General features: G+C 75.3%; 11 protein-coding genes. 5 read left to right on the forward strand and 6 right to left on the reverse strand.

Features of this window, described 5'->3' with window-relative positions; translation table 11 throughout:
• Positions 1–2 precede the first annotated feature (2 nt).
• The 4 genes from AB0K25_RS11420 to dacB form a co-directional block, all read right to left on the reverse strand.
• On the reverse strand, positions 3–1631 hold the full coding sequence (locus AB0K25_RS11420) for a gamma-glutamyltransferase family protein (RefSeq protein ID WP_357536484.1): 1629 nt from the start codon (positions 1629–1631) through the stop codon (positions 3–5).
• Positions 1632–1983: 352 nt separating this feature from the next.
• On the reverse strand, positions 1984–3006 hold the full coding sequence (gene tilS, locus AB0K25_RS11425) for a tRNA lysidine(34) synthetase TilS (protein WP_357536607.1): 1023 nt from the start codon (positions 3004–3006) through the stop codon (positions 1984–1986).
• 206 nt (positions 3007–3212) lie between these two features.
• Positions 3213–4280 carry a zinc-dependent metalloprotease gene (locus tag AB0K25_RS11430; RefSeq protein ID WP_208567733.1) on the reverse strand — a complete coding sequence of 356 codons (1068 nt, stop codon included), beginning with the start codon at positions 4278–4280 and terminating at the stop codon, positions 3213–3215.
• 134 nt (positions 4281–4414) lie between these two features.
• Positions 4415–6025, reverse strand: a complete 1611-nt coding sequence (gene dacB, locus AB0K25_RS11435; RefSeq protein WP_363819897.1) for a D-alanyl-D-alanine carboxypeptidase/D-alanyl-D-alanine-endopeptidase — start codon at positions 6023–6025, stop codon at positions 4415–4417.
• A gap of 572 nt (positions 6026–6597) precedes the next feature.
• Here dacB and AB0K25_RS11440 point away from each other — a divergent pair.
• Positions 6598–7104, forward strand: a complete 507-nt coding sequence (locus AB0K25_RS11440; RefSeq protein WP_204927072.1) for an inorganic diphosphatase — start codon at positions 6598–6600, stop codon at positions 7102–7104.
• Positions 7105–7175: 71 nt separating this feature from the next.
• Here AB0K25_RS11440 and eccD read toward each other — a convergent pair whose 3' ends face one another.
• On the reverse strand, positions 7176–8576 hold the full coding sequence (gene eccD / locus AB0K25_RS11445) for a type VII secretion integral membrane protein EccD (RefSeq protein ID WP_357021399.1): 1401 nt from the start codon (positions 8574–8576) through the stop codon (positions 7176–7178).
• Between the two features lie 103 nt (positions 8577–8679).
• On the opposite strand from eccD, the gene eccCa reads away from it, so the two are divergent.
• From eccCa to AB0K25_RS11465, 4 genes are all read left to right on the forward strand, one after another.
• Positions 8680–12651 (forward strand): type VII secretion protein EccCa, encoded by a 3972-nt coding sequence (gene eccCa / locus AB0K25_RS11450; RefSeq protein ID WP_357536488.1) that lies wholly within the window; start codon positions 8680–8682, stop codon positions 12649–12651.
• A 73-nt stretch (positions 12652–12724) separates the two neighbouring features.
• Complete coding sequence (gene mycP / locus AB0K25_RS11455; protein ID WP_357536490.1) at positions 12725–14122, forward strand: type VII secretion-associated serine protease mycosin; 1398 nt, start codon at positions 12725–12727, stop codon at positions 14120–14122.
• Positions 14123–14163: 41 nt separating this feature from the next.
• Entirely contained in the window at positions 14164–14961 is a 798-nt protein-coding gene (locus tag AB0K25_RS11460) for a phosphatase PAP2 family protein (protein ID WP_357536492.1), read from the forward strand.
• A gap of 29 nt (positions 14962–14990) precedes the next feature.
• Positions 14991–15719 carry a phosphatase PAP2 family protein gene (locus AB0K25_RS11465; protein WP_357536494.1) on the forward strand — a complete coding sequence of 243 codons (729 nt, stop codon included), beginning with the start codon at positions 14991–14993 and terminating at the stop codon, positions 15717–15719.
• A gap of 63 nt (positions 15720–15782) precedes the next feature.
• Here the strand turns inward: AB0K25_RS11465 and AB0K25_RS11470 are convergent, their stop codons facing one another.
• Positions 15783–16961 (reverse strand): MarP family serine protease, encoded by a 1179-nt coding sequence (locus AB0K25_RS11470; RefSeq protein ID WP_208567727.1) that lies wholly within the window; start codon positions 16959–16961, stop codon positions 15783–15785.
• Between the last annotated feature and the right edge of the window lie 21 nt (positions 16962–16982).

A 16982-nucleotide genomic window follows, 5' to 3' on the forward strand; every position in this document is an offset into this window, starting at 1 on the left:
GATCAGTAGCCCAGTGCCGCGCCGTCCACCCGGGGCTCCGCGCCGACCACCCAGCCGCCGGCCGGGTCACGCCACAGCGCCTGGCCGTACCCGAAGACCGACGGCTCGTCGGCGACGGTGACCTCGTGGCCCCGAGCACGCAACCCCGCGACCAGGCCGGGCTCCGCCGCCAGGGCCGGCTCGACGAGCAGGGTCCGGCCGGCGTGCCAGTACCAGCGGGGAGCGTCCAGGGCGGCCTGCGGATCGAGGCCGGCATCGACGGTCGCGGCGACCAGTTGGACGTGCCCCTGCGGCTGCATGTGCCCGCCCATCACCCCGAACGGCCCGACCGGTGCCCCGGCACGGGTCAGGAAGCCCGGGATGATCGTGTGGAAGGGCCGCTTGGCCGGCCCCACCACGTTGGGATGACCCGGGTCGAGCCGGAAACCGGTACCCCGGTTCTGCAGGGCGAAACCGTGGCCGGGCAACACCACCCGGGAGCCGAACCCCAGGTAGGTGGACTGGATCAGGCTGACCATCAGGCCGTCGGCGTCGGCCGTGCAGAGGTATACGGTGCCGCCCCGTTCGGGCGTGCCGGCCACCGGGTCGCCGGCCCGGTCGGTGAGCAGCGCCCACCGCCCCGCCAGGTAGCCCGGGTCGAGCAGGCCGGCGGTCGGCACGTCGGCCCGGTCCGGGTCGGCCACGTGCGCGTGCGCGTCGGCGAAGCCGAGCTTGACCGCCTCCACCTGCCGGTGCACCCGGTCCACCGGGTCGGCGACCGGGTCGAGCCCGTCGAGGACGCCCAGCGCCTGCAGCGCCGCCAGCCCCTGCCCCGGCGGCGGAAGCTCCCACACCTCGTGCCCCCGGTAGCGGACGCTGACCGGGTCGACCCAGGTCGAGGTGTGCGCGGCCAGGTCGGCGGCGGTGAGGAAGCCACCGGTCCGGGCGGCGTGCCGGTCCAGGGCCGCCGCGATCGCACCCCGGTAGAAGTCCTCCGCGCCGCTGGCGGCGATCAGCCGCAGCGTCCGGGCCGCCGCCGGATTGCGCCAGCGTTCACCCGGCCGGGGTGCCCGACCCGCCACCGTGAAGACCCGGTCGAACTCGGTGAACTCGGCACCCGTCGGCACCGGCTGCGCCAGCGCCCGCGCCCAGGTGGCGGCGGTGCCGGTGGAGACCGGGTGGCCATGCTCGGCGTACCCGACCGCGTCGGTGAACAGGTCGGCGAAGGGCAGCACACCGAACCGGTCGTGCAGGTCCCGCCAGCCGGCCGGCGCACCCGGCACGGTCACCGGCAACCAGCCCCGGGCGGGCATCGCCGGCCCGGCCGCCTGCTCGCCGCCGAGCGCCGCCACCGGTTCCGCCGCCGCCCCGCCGGTGGCGGCCAGCACCACCTCCCGGGTCAGCCCGGCCGGTGACCGCCCGGCGGCGGCGAGACCGTGCAGCCGGTCGCCGTCCCAGACGATGGCGAACAGGTCACCACCGATGTCGTTGGACGGCGGCTGCACCACGGTCAACGTGATCGCGGTGGCCAGCGCCGCGTCGACGGCGTTGCCGCCGCGCCGCAGCACGGCCAGGCCCGCCGCCGCCGCGAGCGGGTGGCTGGTCGAGACGGCACCGTGCGGGGCGAACAGGGCACTGCGGGGGTACGCCATCAGCCCTGTCTACCGCACCACCCCAACCCACCCCCACGGGTACGCGGCCACGCCGCTGCGCGGGCGCCTCGACGCTCGGCGCTCGACGCTCGACGCTCGGCGCTCGGCGCTCGGCGCTCGGCGCTCGGCGCTCGGCGCTCGGCGCTCGGCGCTCGGCGCATCATGATCAGATTGCGAAAATGGAGACGACATGCCGGCCCGAATGCTCAAAACGCAATCTGATCACTCCCCCGCCCCCGGCCACCCTGCCTGAGGCGCACTCGGCCAGCCAACGGATCCCCGCTCGGGACGCGCCCAGCCAACGGGTCCCCCACTCGGGCGCGCCCAGCCGACGGACCCCGATCGGATGTGCTCAGCCGACGGGCAGCAGCCGGCCGCCCCGACGGCCGACGCGTACCCCGCCGGGCAGCGCCGTCGCACCCTGCCCCCGCCAGGCGGTGACCAGCGCGTCCAGCGCGTCCACGTGCCGGTGGGAGAGCGCACCGGGTGGGGCCCCCAACTCCCGCGCCCAGGCGTGCAGCACCCGGCTGCGGACCGCCCCCGGCAATCCGGCCAGCGCCACGACGGACAAGCCCCCACCGTCCCGCAGGGGAGGCCGGTCGACTGCCGCCCCGTCGGATGGGGGTGGCGGGGTGGCGAGGGCGGCGGCGGCCAGGTCGTCCAGGGCGGCGGTGTCGGCGGCGAGCAGTCGGGCTGTCCGGGCCAGATTGTCCAGGACCCCCTCGCCGAGGGCGGTGACCAGGGCCGGCAGCACGTCGGCGCGGACCCGGGCCCGCGCGTACGACGGATCGGTGTTGTGCGGGTCCTGCCACGGGGTCAGGCCCGACGCCGCGCACGCGTCGCGGGTCTGTGCCCGGGTGACGTCGAGCAGGGGGCGCAGCAGCGGCACCCCGGCCAGGTCCCGCCGGGCGGGCATCCCGGCCAGCCCGCGCGGGCCGGCCCCCCGGGCGAGCGCCAGCAGCACCGTCTCGGCCTGGTCGTCGCGGGTGTGTCCGAGCAGGACGGCACTGGCCCGATGCCGGCGGGCGGCGTCCGAGAGCGCCTGGTAGCGGGCCTGCCGGGCGGCCGCCTCGGGCCCCCCCGGCCGGCCGGCCACCGTCACCGGCACCGCCTCGACCGGATCGAACCCGACGCTCGCAGCCCAGTCGGCGACGGCGGCGGCACGTTCGGCCGACCCGGCCTGCAACCCGTGGTCGACGGTCACCAGAGCGGCCCGCCGCCCGAGCCGGGACGTCACGAAGGCGGTGGCGACGGCGAGGGCGAGCGAGTCCGGCCCGCCCGAGCAGGCCACCAGTACCGGCCCGTCAGCGGGCAACCCGGCCAGGGCACGGCGCACCGCGACCCGGAGGGTGGCCACCGACGGCGCGAGGGCCACCCCGGGCGGGGCACCGCGAACGTGCCGTCCGGCCACTGTCGGGTCGACGCAACTGGTTCCGCCCACCGGCTCGGCACCGCTCTGCCCGACCACCGGGCCGACGGTCGGGCCGACAGCGCTGTCCCCAACCACCGGACCCACGGCCGGGCCGACGGAGCTGTCCCCGGCCACCGGGTCGACGGAGCTGGGCCGACCGGCCACCGGGGTCAGCCGGCGGTCGGGGTGGCGCCGGCCGGGCCGTGTACCCGGGCCACCCAGGCGGCCGGGTCACCCAGCTCGTCCAGCCGGGGCAGGGTCAGCGGCGAACCGAAGATCTTGTTGAAGCCGGCCATGCCCACCTGCTCGACCACGCCGTGCACGAACTTGCGCCCCTCGGCGTACTGGCGCATCTTGACGTCCACGCCGAGCAGCCGGCGGATCGCCTTCTCCAGCGGGTTGCCCGCCTCGCGGCGGCGGTTGAACCCCGCCCGGATCCGCTCCACGCTGGGGATGACCTGCGGGCCGACGCCGTCCATCACGAACTCGGCGTGCCCCTCCAGCAGGGTCATCAGCGCGGTCAGCCGGTCCAGCACCGCCCGCTGCGCCGGGGTCTGCACGATGTCCAGCACGCTGGTGCGGCTGTCCGGGTCGCGTACCGCGTCGGAGAGGGTGGACACCCCCCTGCGCAGGCGCTCGACCAGGTGTTCGGTGCCCTGGGAGGCGTCCACGAACGCCTGCACCTCACCGAGGAAGTACGCCCGCATCCACGGCACGGCGGTGAACTGGGTGCGGTGGGTGACCTCGTGCAGGCACACCCAGAGCCGGAAGTCGCGCGGGTCGGCACCGAGCTTGCGCTCCACCTCGACGATGTTCGGCGCGACCAGCAGCAGCTGACCCGGGTCGGCGGAGAAGACCTCGTACTGGCCGAGCACCCGGCCGGAGAGGTACGCCAGCACGGTGCCGGCCTGCACCCCGGTGAGCCGGGAGCCGACGGCCTCCGTGAGTACGCCTGGCGGCTTGTCGCCGGAGAGCCGGCTGACCAGTGGGGTGATCACCTCCCGCAGGCCGGCGATGTTGGTGGCCGCCCAGTCCCGCCGGTCCACCACCCGCACCGGCGGATGACCCACCTGCGGGCGCAGCCCCGTGTAGTCGGCGACGTGCCCGGCCGCCTCGTCGGTGAGCCGGCGTAGATCGCCGACCACCTCGGTGGCCTCCGCGTACGACACGCGGGGGCCCGACTTGCTCAGCGCCCCCGCGGTGGCGGCGGCCAGATCCCAGTCCACGAACTGCGCCATGCCACCCACCGTACCCGCGCCGCGACACCCCGGCCGGTTCCGCACGACTGGCTGCTCGACGGCCGGCCCGGGCGCGACCCGCTGGACGGCAGCGGGCGGACGGGGACCGCTCAGCGGCAGGCGACCGGACCCGCTCAGCGGCAGCCGCAGCCGGCCAGTGCACCGGCGATCCGGTCCAGTGCCGCCCGGGTCACCTCCGGGTCGCCGCCCGGCGCCTGGTCGGTGAGCACGGCGAAGGTGAGCAGCCGGCCGTCGCGGGTGGTCACCAGGCCGGCGATGGCGTGCACCCCGGTCAGGGTGCCGGTCTTGGCCCGGACCACGCCGGCCCCGGCGGCGGTGGACGTCGACTCGTACCGGGTGCCGAGGGTGCCCGACCAGGCGGCCACCGGGAGGCCGCCGAAGATGGCGGTCAACTCCGGGTGGGTGCCGTTGCCGGCCAACGCGATCAGGTCGGTGAGCAGCGAGGGGCTGATCCGGTTGCTCCGGGACAGTCCGCTGGCGTCGGCGAGGCTGATCTCGTCGGCCGGCAGGCCCAGCTCGCCGATCACCTCGTCCATCGCCGCCGCGCCACCGGCGAAGGACGCCTGCTGGTTGCGGGCCAGGGCGACCTGGCGGGCCAGCGCCTCGGCGATCACGTTGTCGCTGTCGGTGATCATGATGTCGACCAGCCGGATCATGGGCAGCGACTCGACCTTGCCCAGTTCGGTGCCGGGCGCGGGTGCGCCACCCTCCGTCGCGCCGCCGGCCGCCGGGGCGGTGCCCCGGACCACCCCGGTCTCCGGCAGGCCGAGCAGTCGGGCGAAGGAGCGGCCGGCGGCCAGGTCGGGCTCGGCGTACCGGGTGGCCGCACCGTGGCTGTCGGCGAAGTTCTTCCGCGCCCCCGCCGGGTCCTGGCGTGCGCCGTCGGTCATCAGCGCGGTGATCGACGCGCCGAAGCCGCCGGTCGGGATGTCCGCGTCCCAGCCGGGACCGTGGACCGGGCCGGGGAAGAGGGTCGAGTCGACCACCACCCGGGTCGGGGCGGTGCGGCCGAGGGCCTGCTTGACCTGGGCGGCGAGGGTGTCGAGCCGGGCGGCACCGGGATAGAAGCCGGATTTGTCGACGGCCAGGGTCGGGTCGCCCCCACCGACCAGCACCACCTCGCCCGGGTTCGCCCCGGCGAGCACGCGGGTCGCGATCCGGTAGCCGGGGCCCCGCGCCTTCAACACGGTCACCCCGGTTGCGAGCTTGGTGACCGAGGCGGGGACGGTGCCGTCGTCGCCGCCCCTGGCGTACAGCGATTCGCCGCTCACCACGTCGGCCACCGACACGTTCACCCGGCTACCCAGGGCGGCGGCACCGGTCAGCGGCTCGACCGCGGCGCGTACCCCGGCGGGGGTCGGCACCGGGGCGGCGGCGTCGGGGCCGGCGAGCACCGGGGACGGATCGGGCTCGGGGGGACGCGCGGAGGGCGACGGGGTGGGGTCCGCGCCCAGCCAGCCGGCGACCGGACCGGGCCGGAGCACCGCCGCCGCCCCGGCGAGGCCGACCAGCAGCACGACGACCAGCAGCACCGGCACCCACCGCCGACGACGACGCGGCGGCCCACCGGCCGCCCCCGGTGGGCCGGTGACCGGCGCGGAACCGGGGGGTACGGGACGCGACGCCGGCCCCGGCTGGCCAGCCGACGACGGGTGGGCAGGCGAAGGATGACCAGTCGACCCCGGCTGGGCAGGTGACGACGAATGGACGGGCGGCGACGGCATCCCGCCCCCGGGGGAGACCGACGCCGCGCCACGGTGCGGCGCGACCTGCGCGGACCCGGCGTGCGGCGTGGCCGGTGCACTGCCGGCGTGCGGCGCGACCTGCGCGGAGCCGGAGTGCGGCGCGGCCGGGGCGCTACCGGCGTGCGGCGGGACCTGCGCGGAGCCGGAGTGCGGGGCTGCCGGGGCGGAGCCGACGGCCGCGCGACCGGCGGCGGCCGTGGCCGGTGGACGCCAGACCGGCGGGGGCGGCTGGTCGGCGGCCCGACCAGCGGCCGACGGTGACTCGGGGGTCGACTCCGGGCGGCGTGGGACGTTCGCGTCGGGCACCGACACCCGGCCGGTGGCCCCGCCGGTCACGGGTCGCCCCGAACCCCGGCCGTCAACCCCCTCCGGGCGGTAGTGTGAATCTTCCCTCCCCACGACCCCCTCCTCCCGCCGCCGAACTCGCCTGGGTGACACTACTTCGGTCCGAAGACTATGCGGCGTCCGGAGCCGACGGGTGGCCATTCATCCGCACCGGGGGCGTCAGTGGTTCCGTTCAGCCAGCGTGGGCAGACGAGGGAGCGTGGGAGATGGATTTCGACGTCACGGTTGAGATCCCGAAGGGTCACCGAAACAAGTACGAGGTGGACCACGCGACCGGCCGGATCCGGCTGGACCGCACCCTGTTCACGTCGACCCAGTACCCAGCCGACTACGGCTTCATCGAGGGCACCCTCGGCGAGGACGGCGACCCGCTGGACGCGCTGGTGCTGGTGCCCGAGCCGACCTTCCCGGGCTGCCTGATCCGCTGCCGCACCATCGGCATGTTCCGGATGACCGACGAGAAGGGCGGCGACGACAAGGTCCTCTGCGTGCCCTACGAGGACCCCCGCCAGGAGCACCTGCGCGACATCCACCACCTGGGCGAGTTCGACCGGCTGGAGATCCAGCACTTCTTCGAGGTCTACAAGGATCTCGAACCGGGCAAGTCGGTCGAGGGTGCCACCTGGGTCGGCCGGGTCGAGGCCGAGGCCGAGGTGTTGGCGTCCTACCAGCGGGCCCGCGACGCCGAGGCGCAGGGCGGCACCGCCCACTGACCCACCAGCTCCGCCGCAGGCCCGGACCCCGGTGGTCCGGGCCTGCGGCGTGACAGGGCGGCCGGTCGGCCTCAGCCCAGCAGGCCCCGGGCGGTGTCGTAGAGGTCCAGCACCGCGCAGGCCACCGGCACCACCGACACCACCAGCGCGGTGTCCGTCAGGTCAGCCACCCGACCGAGGTATGGCGAGACCGGTCGCCGGGCGTACGTCGTACCGGCGGCGACGGCGAGCAGGGCGACGAACAGCCCTCCCCCGCTCAACGCCAGCAGCCCGAGGGCACCGGAACGGCCGGCGAGCACCGCGCCGAGCACCACGAACCCGGCCAGCCCGGCGACCACCGGGGGCACCCGGTGCCGGACCGCCACGAACAGCCGGGACCGCAGCAGCAGCACCGCCGCCCCGACCGCCACCAGCACCCGCCCGGCGACGCCGCCGGTGACGGCGAGCACCGACACGGTCGCGACGACCAGGGTGGCGTGCCCGAGCAGCATCCCGGTCAGCATCTCCTCGCTGCGGGCCACCGCCGCGTACACCCGACCCCGGTCCGGCAGGTCCCGCACCCCGTCCGGGCCGCCCGTCGGGGCGTCCGGCAGGGTGATCGGCGGCAGCGGCACCTTGCCCAGCCGGATCGCCGCCAACGGCAGCACCCCGAGGGCGAAGACCAGCACGCAGAGCAGTACGGCGGCGGTGGCGGCCGAGGTGAGCAGCAGCCCACCCAGGCCGGCGAGCGTACCCACCGCGCCGACGGTCGCGCCGGCCACGAAGACCCGCAGCCGGGTGGCGACGCCGAGCAGACCCAGGACGGCGGCCAGGAGCAGCGCCACCGCACCGGCGAGGAGTTCGGGTGCGCCGAGCCAGGGCAGCGGCTGCACCGACCCGACCGGGTCCCCGGAGCTGACCGCGAGGGCACCCGCCGTCGCGGCGTACGGCAGGGCGTAGCCGCCGAGGGTGGCCCCGGTCGGGCCGTCGCCGTACGCCCGGGAGGCGATCGTGGCGGCGAGGGTGAGCAGCAGCGCCACCGCGCCCGCGGCGGGCCAGCCGGCGGGTTGCCCCGGCCCGGCGGCCAGGACGGCGAGCAGCCCCACGGCCAGCGGCACCCCCGCCCCGGCCAGTACGGCGGCCCGGGTGGTCGCCGCCGACCAGGCGGCCCCCCGGCGGCGGGCGCCGTCGGCGATGGCCTCGACCACGTCGTCGTACTCCAGCTCGGGCCACTGGTCGTGGGCGGGCACCAGGTGCAGCACCTCGCCGTCGCGCACCCCCTGCGGCAGCAGCGGCTGCGCGGTCACCAGGACCGCGCCGTCGGTGCGTCGCAGCACCCAGCCGCCGTGCCGCTCGCCGTCGTCGGCCAACCCCTCGCCGGCGTGCCGCAGCACCTCGGGGAGCAGTTCGGCCAGGGGCACCTGCTCCGGCAGGGCCACGTCGACGCGGCGCCCGGGGGCGCTGATGGTGACCCTGGCCAGCCCGGTTGTCATCGACTGGACTCCATATCGATCGGGAGCGGTGGCTGACGGACGACGCGCACTTTACCTACGATGAGCCAGGTTCGGGTTACCGAGCGCCACAGGGAGGTGCCTTTTGTCCACTGTCGTCATCAAGCGGCCACCGCGCCGGCCCGCGCCGGAGATCCCGGTCGGCGAGCTGCCCGTGGAGGGCCCGCCGGAGATCCCCGTGGTCACCGGCGGACGCTGGCAGCAGGCACTGATGGTGCTGCCGATGCTGGGTGGCACGGTGGCGATGGCGATGATGTTCGGTCGGGGCGGCGGCGCCTACTCGTACGTGGTGGGCGGCATGTTCGGGCTCTCCTCGGTGGCGATGCTGATGACCTCCTGGGGCAGTGCCTCCGGCACGCCGAGGAAGTCGGAGATGATGGCCGCCCGCCGGGAGTACCTGCGGCACCTGACCGGGCTGCGGCGACGGGTCCGGCAGACCGCCCGGCAGCAGCGTGCCGGGCTGTACTACCGGCACCCGGACCCGGGTCGGCTCTGGTCGACGGTGGACAGCCACCGGGTCTGGGAACGCCGCCCCGGCGACCCGGACTTCGGTGTGGTCCGGATCGCCGTCGGGCCGCAGACGCTGGCCACCCCGCTGGTCCCGCCGGTCACCCGCCCCCTGGAGGAGTTGGAGCCGATGACCGCCGGGGCGCTGCGGCGTTTCCTCGACGCGTACTCGGTGGTGCCGGACCTGCCGGTGGCGCTGTCGCTGCGCAGCTTCGCCCGGGTCTTCGTCCGGGGTGGGCGGTCCGACGGCACCGGCGGGGCGGCGGAGAGCGGCGGCACGGGGTCGCCCGACGCGCAGGCGCTGGCCCGCGCGATGCTCACCCAGCTCGCCGTCTTCCACGCCCCCGACGAGTTGCTCGTCGCGGTCTGCGCCGGCCCGGAACGGCGGCGGCACTGGGAGTGGGTCAAGTGGCTGCCGCACGCCCACCACCCGAGCAGGGTCGACGCGCTGGGCCCGGTCCGGCTGGTCGCCAGCTCCGCCGTCGAGCTGGAACGGCTCCTCGGCGAGGTGCTGGCCAGCCGGTCCCGGTTCAGCCCGGCCGGGCCGGCCACCGACGGCCCGCACGTGGTGGTGCTCCTCGACGGCGGCGACCTGACCGACGCCACCGAACTGACCGGCGACGGCGGCATCGACGCGGTCACCGTGCTCGACCTGGACACCCCGCCGCCGCGCCTGCTGGACCGGTTCGCCCTGCTGCTGGAGGTCCGGGCCGGCCGGCTGCACTCCTGGTCGGCCGAGGGGCACGCCGAGGTGGGCCGCGCCGACCGGCTGGACGTCGCCGACGCGGAGGCGGTCGCCCGCCGGCTCGCCCCGCTGCGGCTCGCCGCCGTCAGCCGGGGCACCGAGGCCACCCCCGGTGCCGAACTCGACCTTCCCGAGCTGCTCGGGCTCGGCGATCCGGAGGGGTTCACCGCCGACCAGGGTTGGCTGCCCCGCTCACCCCGCGACCGGCTGCGGGTGCCGATCGGCGTCGGCGTGGACGGCGGCGCGGTCGAGCTGGACCTCAAGGAGTCCGCGCAGGACGGGATGGGCCCGCACGGGTTGCTGATCGGCGCGACCGGCTCCGGCAAGTCGGAGCTGCTGCGTACCCTGGTGTTGGCGTTGGCCGCCACGCACAGCTCGGAGCAGCTCAACTTCGTGCTTGTCGACTTCAAGGGCGGAGCCACCTTCGCCTCCTTCGACCGGCTGCCGCACACCGCCGCCGTGATCACCAACCTGGTCGACGCGTTGCCGCTGGTCGACCGGATGGTGGACGCCATCAACGGCGAGCTGATGCGCCGCCAGGAGCTGCTACGCCGGGCCGGCAACTTCGCCAGCCTGCGCGACTACGAGCGGGCCCGGGCGGCCGGTGCGCCGCTCGCCCCGCTGCCGTCACTGCTGCTGGTCTGCGACGAGTTCTCCGAGCTGCTGTCGGCCAAGCCCGACTTCATCGACCTGTTCGTGCAGATCGGTCGGCTCGGCCGGTCACTCGGCGTGCACCTGCTGCTGGCCAGCCAGCGGCTGGAGGAGGGGCGGCTGCGCGGGTTGGACACCCACCTGTCGTACCGGATCGGGTTGCGGACCTTCTCGGCGTTGGAGTCCCGCACGGTGCTGGGGGTGCCGGACGCCCACGAGCTGCCCCGCTCCCCCGGGCACGGCTACCTGCGCGCCGGCACCGACCCGCTGGTCCGGTTCCGGGCCGCGTACGTCTCCGGGCCGGTCCGGCGGCGCAGCGGGGGGACCGGCGGCGGGGCGGGCGGGGTGGCCCGGCTGCTCGCCTTCTCCACCCACCTCGTCCCGGTGCCGGAACCGGTCGCCCCGGTGGCCCTGCCGGCCGTCGGGGAGACCGCCGAGACCCTGCTCGACACGCTGGTCGGCCGGTTGGCCGGGCAGGGTCCGCCGGCCCACCAGGTGTGGCTGCCGCCGCTGGAGCACGCGCCCACCCTGGACGAGTTGCTCGGTCCGCCCACCGTCGACCCGCAGCGTGGCCTGGGCTTCGCCAACCCGGAGCTGCACGGTGGCCTCCAGGTGCCGGTGGCGATCGTCGACAAGCCGTACGAGCAGCGACGCGACCTGCTGTGGTTGGCGCTGGGCGGGCCGGCCGGGCACGTGGCCGTGGTCGGGGCACCGCAGAGCGGCAAGTCGCACGCGGTGCGGACGTTGGTCTGCGCGCTGGCGCTCACCCACACGCCGACCGAGGTGCAGGTCTACTGCCTGGACTTCGGTGGCGGCGGGTTGACCGCGCTGCGGGAGCTGCCGCACGTGGGCGGGGTGGCCGGCCGGGCCGACCCGACGGTGGTCCGGCGTACCGTCGGGGAGGTCGCCACCCTGCTCGCCGAGCGGGAACGCCGCTTCGCCGAGCTCGGGGTGGAGTCGATGGCGGCGTGGCGTGACCGCCGCCGGGCACTCACCGCCGCCGGTCAGCCCACCGTCGACCCGTTCGGTGACGTGTTCCTCGTCGTGGACGGCTGGGCCACCCTGCGCGGCGAGTACGACGACCTGGAACCCCTGATCACCGACCTGGCCACCCGGGGTCTGTCCTACGGGGTGCACGTGGTGGCGAGCGCCGTGCGTTGGCTGGACTTCCGGCCCGGCATCCGGGACCTGTTCGGTTCCCGGGTGGAGCTGCGTCTGGGCGACCCGTCGGACTCGGTGGTGAAGCGGGCGGCGGCGGCCGGGGTGCCGGAGCAGGCGGGCCGGGGGATCACCGCGCAGAGCCTGCACCTGCTCACGGCCCTGCCGCAGCTCACCGGCGGGGACACCGGGGATCTGGTGAAGGCGGTCGCCGGTGCCTGGTCGGGCCCGGTCGCCCCCCGGGTGCGGTTGCTTCCCCCGGTGCTGCCGTACGCCGAGTTGGACAAGGGTGCCGGCACCGGCCTGGCGTTCCCGGTCGGGATCGCCGAGGCGGATTTGCGCCCGGTGCTGCTCGACTTCACCACCGAGCCGCACTTCGTGGTCTTCGGTGACGCCGAGTGCGGCAAGTCGTCGTTCCTGCGGGCGCTGGCCACCTCGATCATCGACCGGTTCACCCCGGAGCAGGCCCGGGTGATCCTGGTCGACTACCGGCGCAGCCTGCTCGGCACCGTCGAGACCGACCACCTGATCGGGTACGGGACGGCGGCGGCACACACCGCCGAGTTAATCGAGTCGGTCGCCGGTTACATGCAGGGTCGACTGCCCGGCCCGGAGGTCACCCCGGCGCAGTTGCGGGACCGTTCCTGGTGGTCCGGCCCGGAACTGTTCATCCTGGTCGACGACTACGACCTGGTGGCCAGCGGTCCGGCGAACCCGCTGCGGGCGTTGGAGGAGCATCTGCCCCAGGCCCGTGACGTCGGCCTGCACCTGGTGCTGGCCCGCCGCTGCGGTGGCGCCGGCCGGTCCCAGTACGAGCCGATCGTGCAGCGCCTGCGCGAGTTGTCCACCGCCGGACTGGTGATGAGCGGCAGCCCCGACGAGGGGCAGTTGGTGGGTGCGGTCCGGCCGGGTCCGTTGCCGGCGGGGCGTGGCCGGCTGGTCACCCGACGCGAGGGCGTACGCCTCGTGCAACTGGCCCATCTGCCGCCACCGTGATCCGGGTGTGCCGGAACGTGCCGTGTCGGCGGGGAGAACCGGTAATCTCCGTGCAGCAGGTGTCCCGTGATGAATGGCTGACGATGTGACCAGGGTTGGGCAGGGCTCCCCGACGGCGCTGCACCGGTTCGCCGGGCGGGCGCTGCTCGGTGTCGCGGCGACCACCGTCACCGTGTTGGGCACGGCCCCACCTCCGGCTGCCGCCGCGGTCCCCGCCTCCATGCCGGCCCCGTCGTCGGTCTCCACGGTGGCCGGCCGTCCGGCCGCGCTGGCCGGGGCGCGCACCGGCACCCCGCTGGCCGAACCCGACTTCGCCCCGGTGCAGGCCCGTGCCGACCGGGTCCGCGACGACCAGTTCCAGCTCGACGAGCTGAACGCGGCCACCGCCTGGCGTACCTCGACCGGGCGCGGCGTGACGGTCGCGGTGATCGATTCCGGGGTGGACGGTGGCCACCCCGACCTGGTCGGCCAGGTGCTGCCCGGCATGGACCTGGTCTCCCCCGCCGGTGGCGACGAGCCGGACCCGGTGGGGCACGGCACCACGGTGGCCAGCCTGATCGCCGGGCGCGGCGACGACCGGCGGGGGGTGGTCGGGCTCGCGCCGGACGCCCGGATCCTGCCGGTCCGGGTGCTCGACGACGAGAACCGCTACGACGACGCGATGATCGTCGCCAAGGGGGTGCGCTGGGCGGTCGACAACGGCGCCCGCGTGATCAACCTGTCGCTGGGTGGCAGCGGCGACAGCCCGGCCCTGGCCGCCGCGCTGGACTACGCGTTCGCCCGGGACGTGGTGGTGGTGGCCTGCACCGGCAACGTCGCCACCTCCACCACGTCGAAGGTCTGGTATCCGGCCCGGGAGCCGGGGGTGATCGCGGTGGCCGGTCTGGAACGCGACAGTGAGAACCTGTGGTCCGGTTCGATCACCGGCCACGCCACCACGCTGACCGCTCCGGCGACCGGCCTGGTCGGGGCCCGCCCGCCGAGCAACTACTGGGGGGTGCAGGGCACCAGCTTCGCCGCGCCGCTGGTGACGGCGACCGCCGCCCTGGTCCGCGCCCGCTACCCGCAGATGTCCGCCGGGGACGTGGTGAACCGCCTGCTGAGCACCGCGAAGGACATCGGTCCGACCGGCCGGGACGACCGCTTCGGGTACGGCCTGGTCGACCCGGTCGCCGCGCTCACCGCCGACGTGCCGCTGATCTACCGCAACCCGTTGGACGACAACGACTCCCCCGGGGTGGTCGGGTTCGGCCCCGCCCCCGGTGCCGCCGACGACACCCGGGCCGGGGGCACCGGCAGCGACCCGCTCGGCTTCGCCGCACCCCGCCAGCAGACCCGGTGGACGGCCCAGCCGGCCGGCGGTGCCGACGACGCCGCCCCCCGCCGGCTGTGGACCGGGGTAGCCGTGATGGTCGCCCTGGTCACCGGGGTGGCGTTGATGGTGCGCCGGTTCCGGTTGTGGGGCCGTTGAACCGGGCCTGAGATCGGGCGCGGGTGGGTAGAGCAGGGCGCATGAGTTCCTCCGGCCCGCGTACCTCCGTACCCCCGTCGGAACGGTCCTGGCGGGACCGCCGCCTGGACCGGGACCACTCGCTCGGGTTGCGGTTGACCCTGGCGTCGGCGGCGGCGTTCCTGCTGCTGGTGCCGTTCGCGTTGCTGGCGGTGCTGGTGGTGGGGGCCTGGTCGCCGCTGCACGACCTGGACGCCGCGGTCACCGACGCCCTGCACCGGTTCGCCGCCGACCATCCGGTGTGGGTGCGGGCGATGAAGGCGTGGACGCACCTGGCCTCGCCGGGGCCGCTGCGGGTGGCCGCGCTGGTCGTGGTGGTGTGGTCGTGGCGTCGCGGAGCCCGCCGGCTGGCGCTCTGGGTGGTCACCACGATGGCCGTCGGCGGGGCGCTCGGTGCGCTGTTGAAGCTGCTCGTCGGCCGGGAACGACCGGAGCTGCTCGACCCGGTGGCCCGCGCCGCCGGGTTCTCCTTCCCGTCCGGGCACGCGCTGAACGCGACCCTCGCGGCGGGGGTGCTGCTGCTGGTGTTCCTGCCGTTCACCCGGGGCCGCCCGGTGGCCCGGGTGCTGCTCTGGACGGCAGCCGTGCTGCTGGTCGGGGTGACCGGGCTGAGTCGGGTGGCGCTGGGCGTGCACTGGGCCAGCGACGTGTTCGGCGGCTGCCTGCTGGGGGTGGCGGTGGCGGCGGCCACCACGGCGGCGTTGCGCACCTGGCGGGAGCAGGCCGGGCTGCCGGCCACCCGGGCCACCGTGGACGGGGTGTCGCCGGAAGTGGCCGATCGACCGGGCCCGTACGCGTAGCGGGCCACCGGCGGGGGTACTGGGCGGCCATGTCCGCCATCGCTGCGCAGGTCGCCAAGCGGGTCCTTCTCCCGGTGACCCTGCTGCTCGCCTTCATGGTCCTGCTCGGGCTGCTGGTGACCCGGGTCCTCGACGACGTCTGGCCGTTGACCGTGGAGGACACGGTCAACCGGGAGTTGGCCGCCGACCGCACCGGCGGGTGGAACGACGTCTCGCTGGTGTTCAGCACGCTGGCCAGCACCCAACTGATCGTCGTGGTCACCGTGCTGGTGGCGCTGGTGCTCCGGCTGGTGCTGCACCGCTGGCGGGAGCCGCTGTTCCTCTGCGCGGCGGTGACCGCCCAGGCGCTGGTCTTCCTGCTCACCACGATGGCCATCGACCGGCAGCGCCCGGCGGTGGAACACATGGACGTCTCCCCGCCGACGTCGAGCTTCCCGTCCGGCCACACCTCGGCGTCGGTCGCCCTCTATGCCGGTATCGCGCTGCTGCTGGCGCTGCGGGCCAGGAGCACCGCCGGCAAGGTCACCTGGTGGACCCTGCTGGTGCTGGTGCCGGTCGGGGTTGCGGTGACCCGGATGTACCGGGGCATGCACCACCCGAGCGACGTGGTGGCGTCCTTCGTCAACGGCGGCACCTGTGTGGTGATCATGGCGCGGGCGGTGCTCGACCGCTCACTGACCTGGGGCCGGGCCAAGCTGCCCGGCCGCGCCCCGGCGGGCGGGGACACCCCGCCCGCCCACGCTCCGGCCGTCGGCTGACCCCGGGTCCCGCCCGACCGCCGGCTGACCCCGGTCCCGGCCGGTCGGGAGGCGTCGGCGGGCTCAGGTGCAGTCGCCGGTGGCCACCCCACGGGTACGCTCCGCGCCGGCCAGCGCCACCGGTCGGGCCTCCTCGGCGGTGACCGCAAAACCGGTGTTCGGGTCGTCCGCCGCCGCCGCGAAGATCACCCCGAGCACCAGGCCGTTGGAGGAGACCAGCGGGCCGCCGGAGTTCCCGCTGCGCACCAGCGCCCGGATCGTGTAGATCTCCCGGTTCACCTTGCTGGCGTTGTAGATGTCCGGGCCCTCGATCCGGTCCACGTCCCGGATCCGGGCCGGCCGGGCGTCGTACGGGCCGTCGAGGGGGAAACCCAGCACGATCGCGTCCGCGCCGCTGCCGGCCTGCCCGGCGGCGAAGCGCAGGGACGGACCGGGCAGCCCCGGCACGTACAGCACGGCCAGGTCGCGGTCCGGGTCGTAGACGACGACCTCACCGTCGTACCGCTCGCCGCGCAGTTCGACCGCGACGGTACGGGTGCCGGCCACCACGTGCGCGTTGGTCATCACCCGGTCGTCGGCGTAGACGAAGCCGGAACCCTCGATCCGGCGTGAGCAGCTCGGCGCGGAACCCAGCACCTTCACCACCGCCCGCTGGCTGTTCGCCACCACCTGGGAGCCGGCCAGCGCCGGGTCCGGTGGGGCGACCTGCCGCGCCGAGGTACGGCCCAGCCCGTTGAACACGTCGGGGAACCCGTTGGTGTCGACGGTGTCCCGCAGCGCGGTGGACAACTCCTGGGCCTGGTCGGGCAGGACCCGGTCCACCACGGTCAGCAGCGCGCTGTTCTTGACCGAGGCGGCCAACCAGGGCAGCGACGAGGAGCCCAGCGGGACCGCGACCAGCCAGGCCACCAGCATCACCGCGAGGATCGAGACGAACGCGCCCCCGATGTCGTCGGCCCGCCTGGCGGTGTCGTTGGTGATCGTGCGTCGCAGGTGGGAGCCGAGCCAACCGGCCAGCGCCTGGCCGAGCACGGCGAGCCCGAACACCGCGACCAGGGAGACCAGCACCCGTGTCCCGCTGTCGACGAACTGTCGGGCCAGCAACGGCCCGAGCTGGAGACCGATGAGCGCACCCAGGAAGAACCCGGAGAACGACAACGCCCCGATGACGAAGCCCTGACGGTATCCGCTGATCGCGAACACCAGCATGAGCAGGAGCAGAACGAGATCCACGGCCGACACCGGTCAAGGGTACGTGCACCG

Origin of the sequence: Micromonospora sp. NPDC049257 (genome assembly GCF_040678915.1) — a bacterium.
In the GTDB taxonomy this organism is placed as follows: domain Bacteria; phylum Actinomycetota; class Actinomycetes; order Mycobacteriales; family Micromonosporaceae; genus Micromonospora; species Micromonospora antibiotica.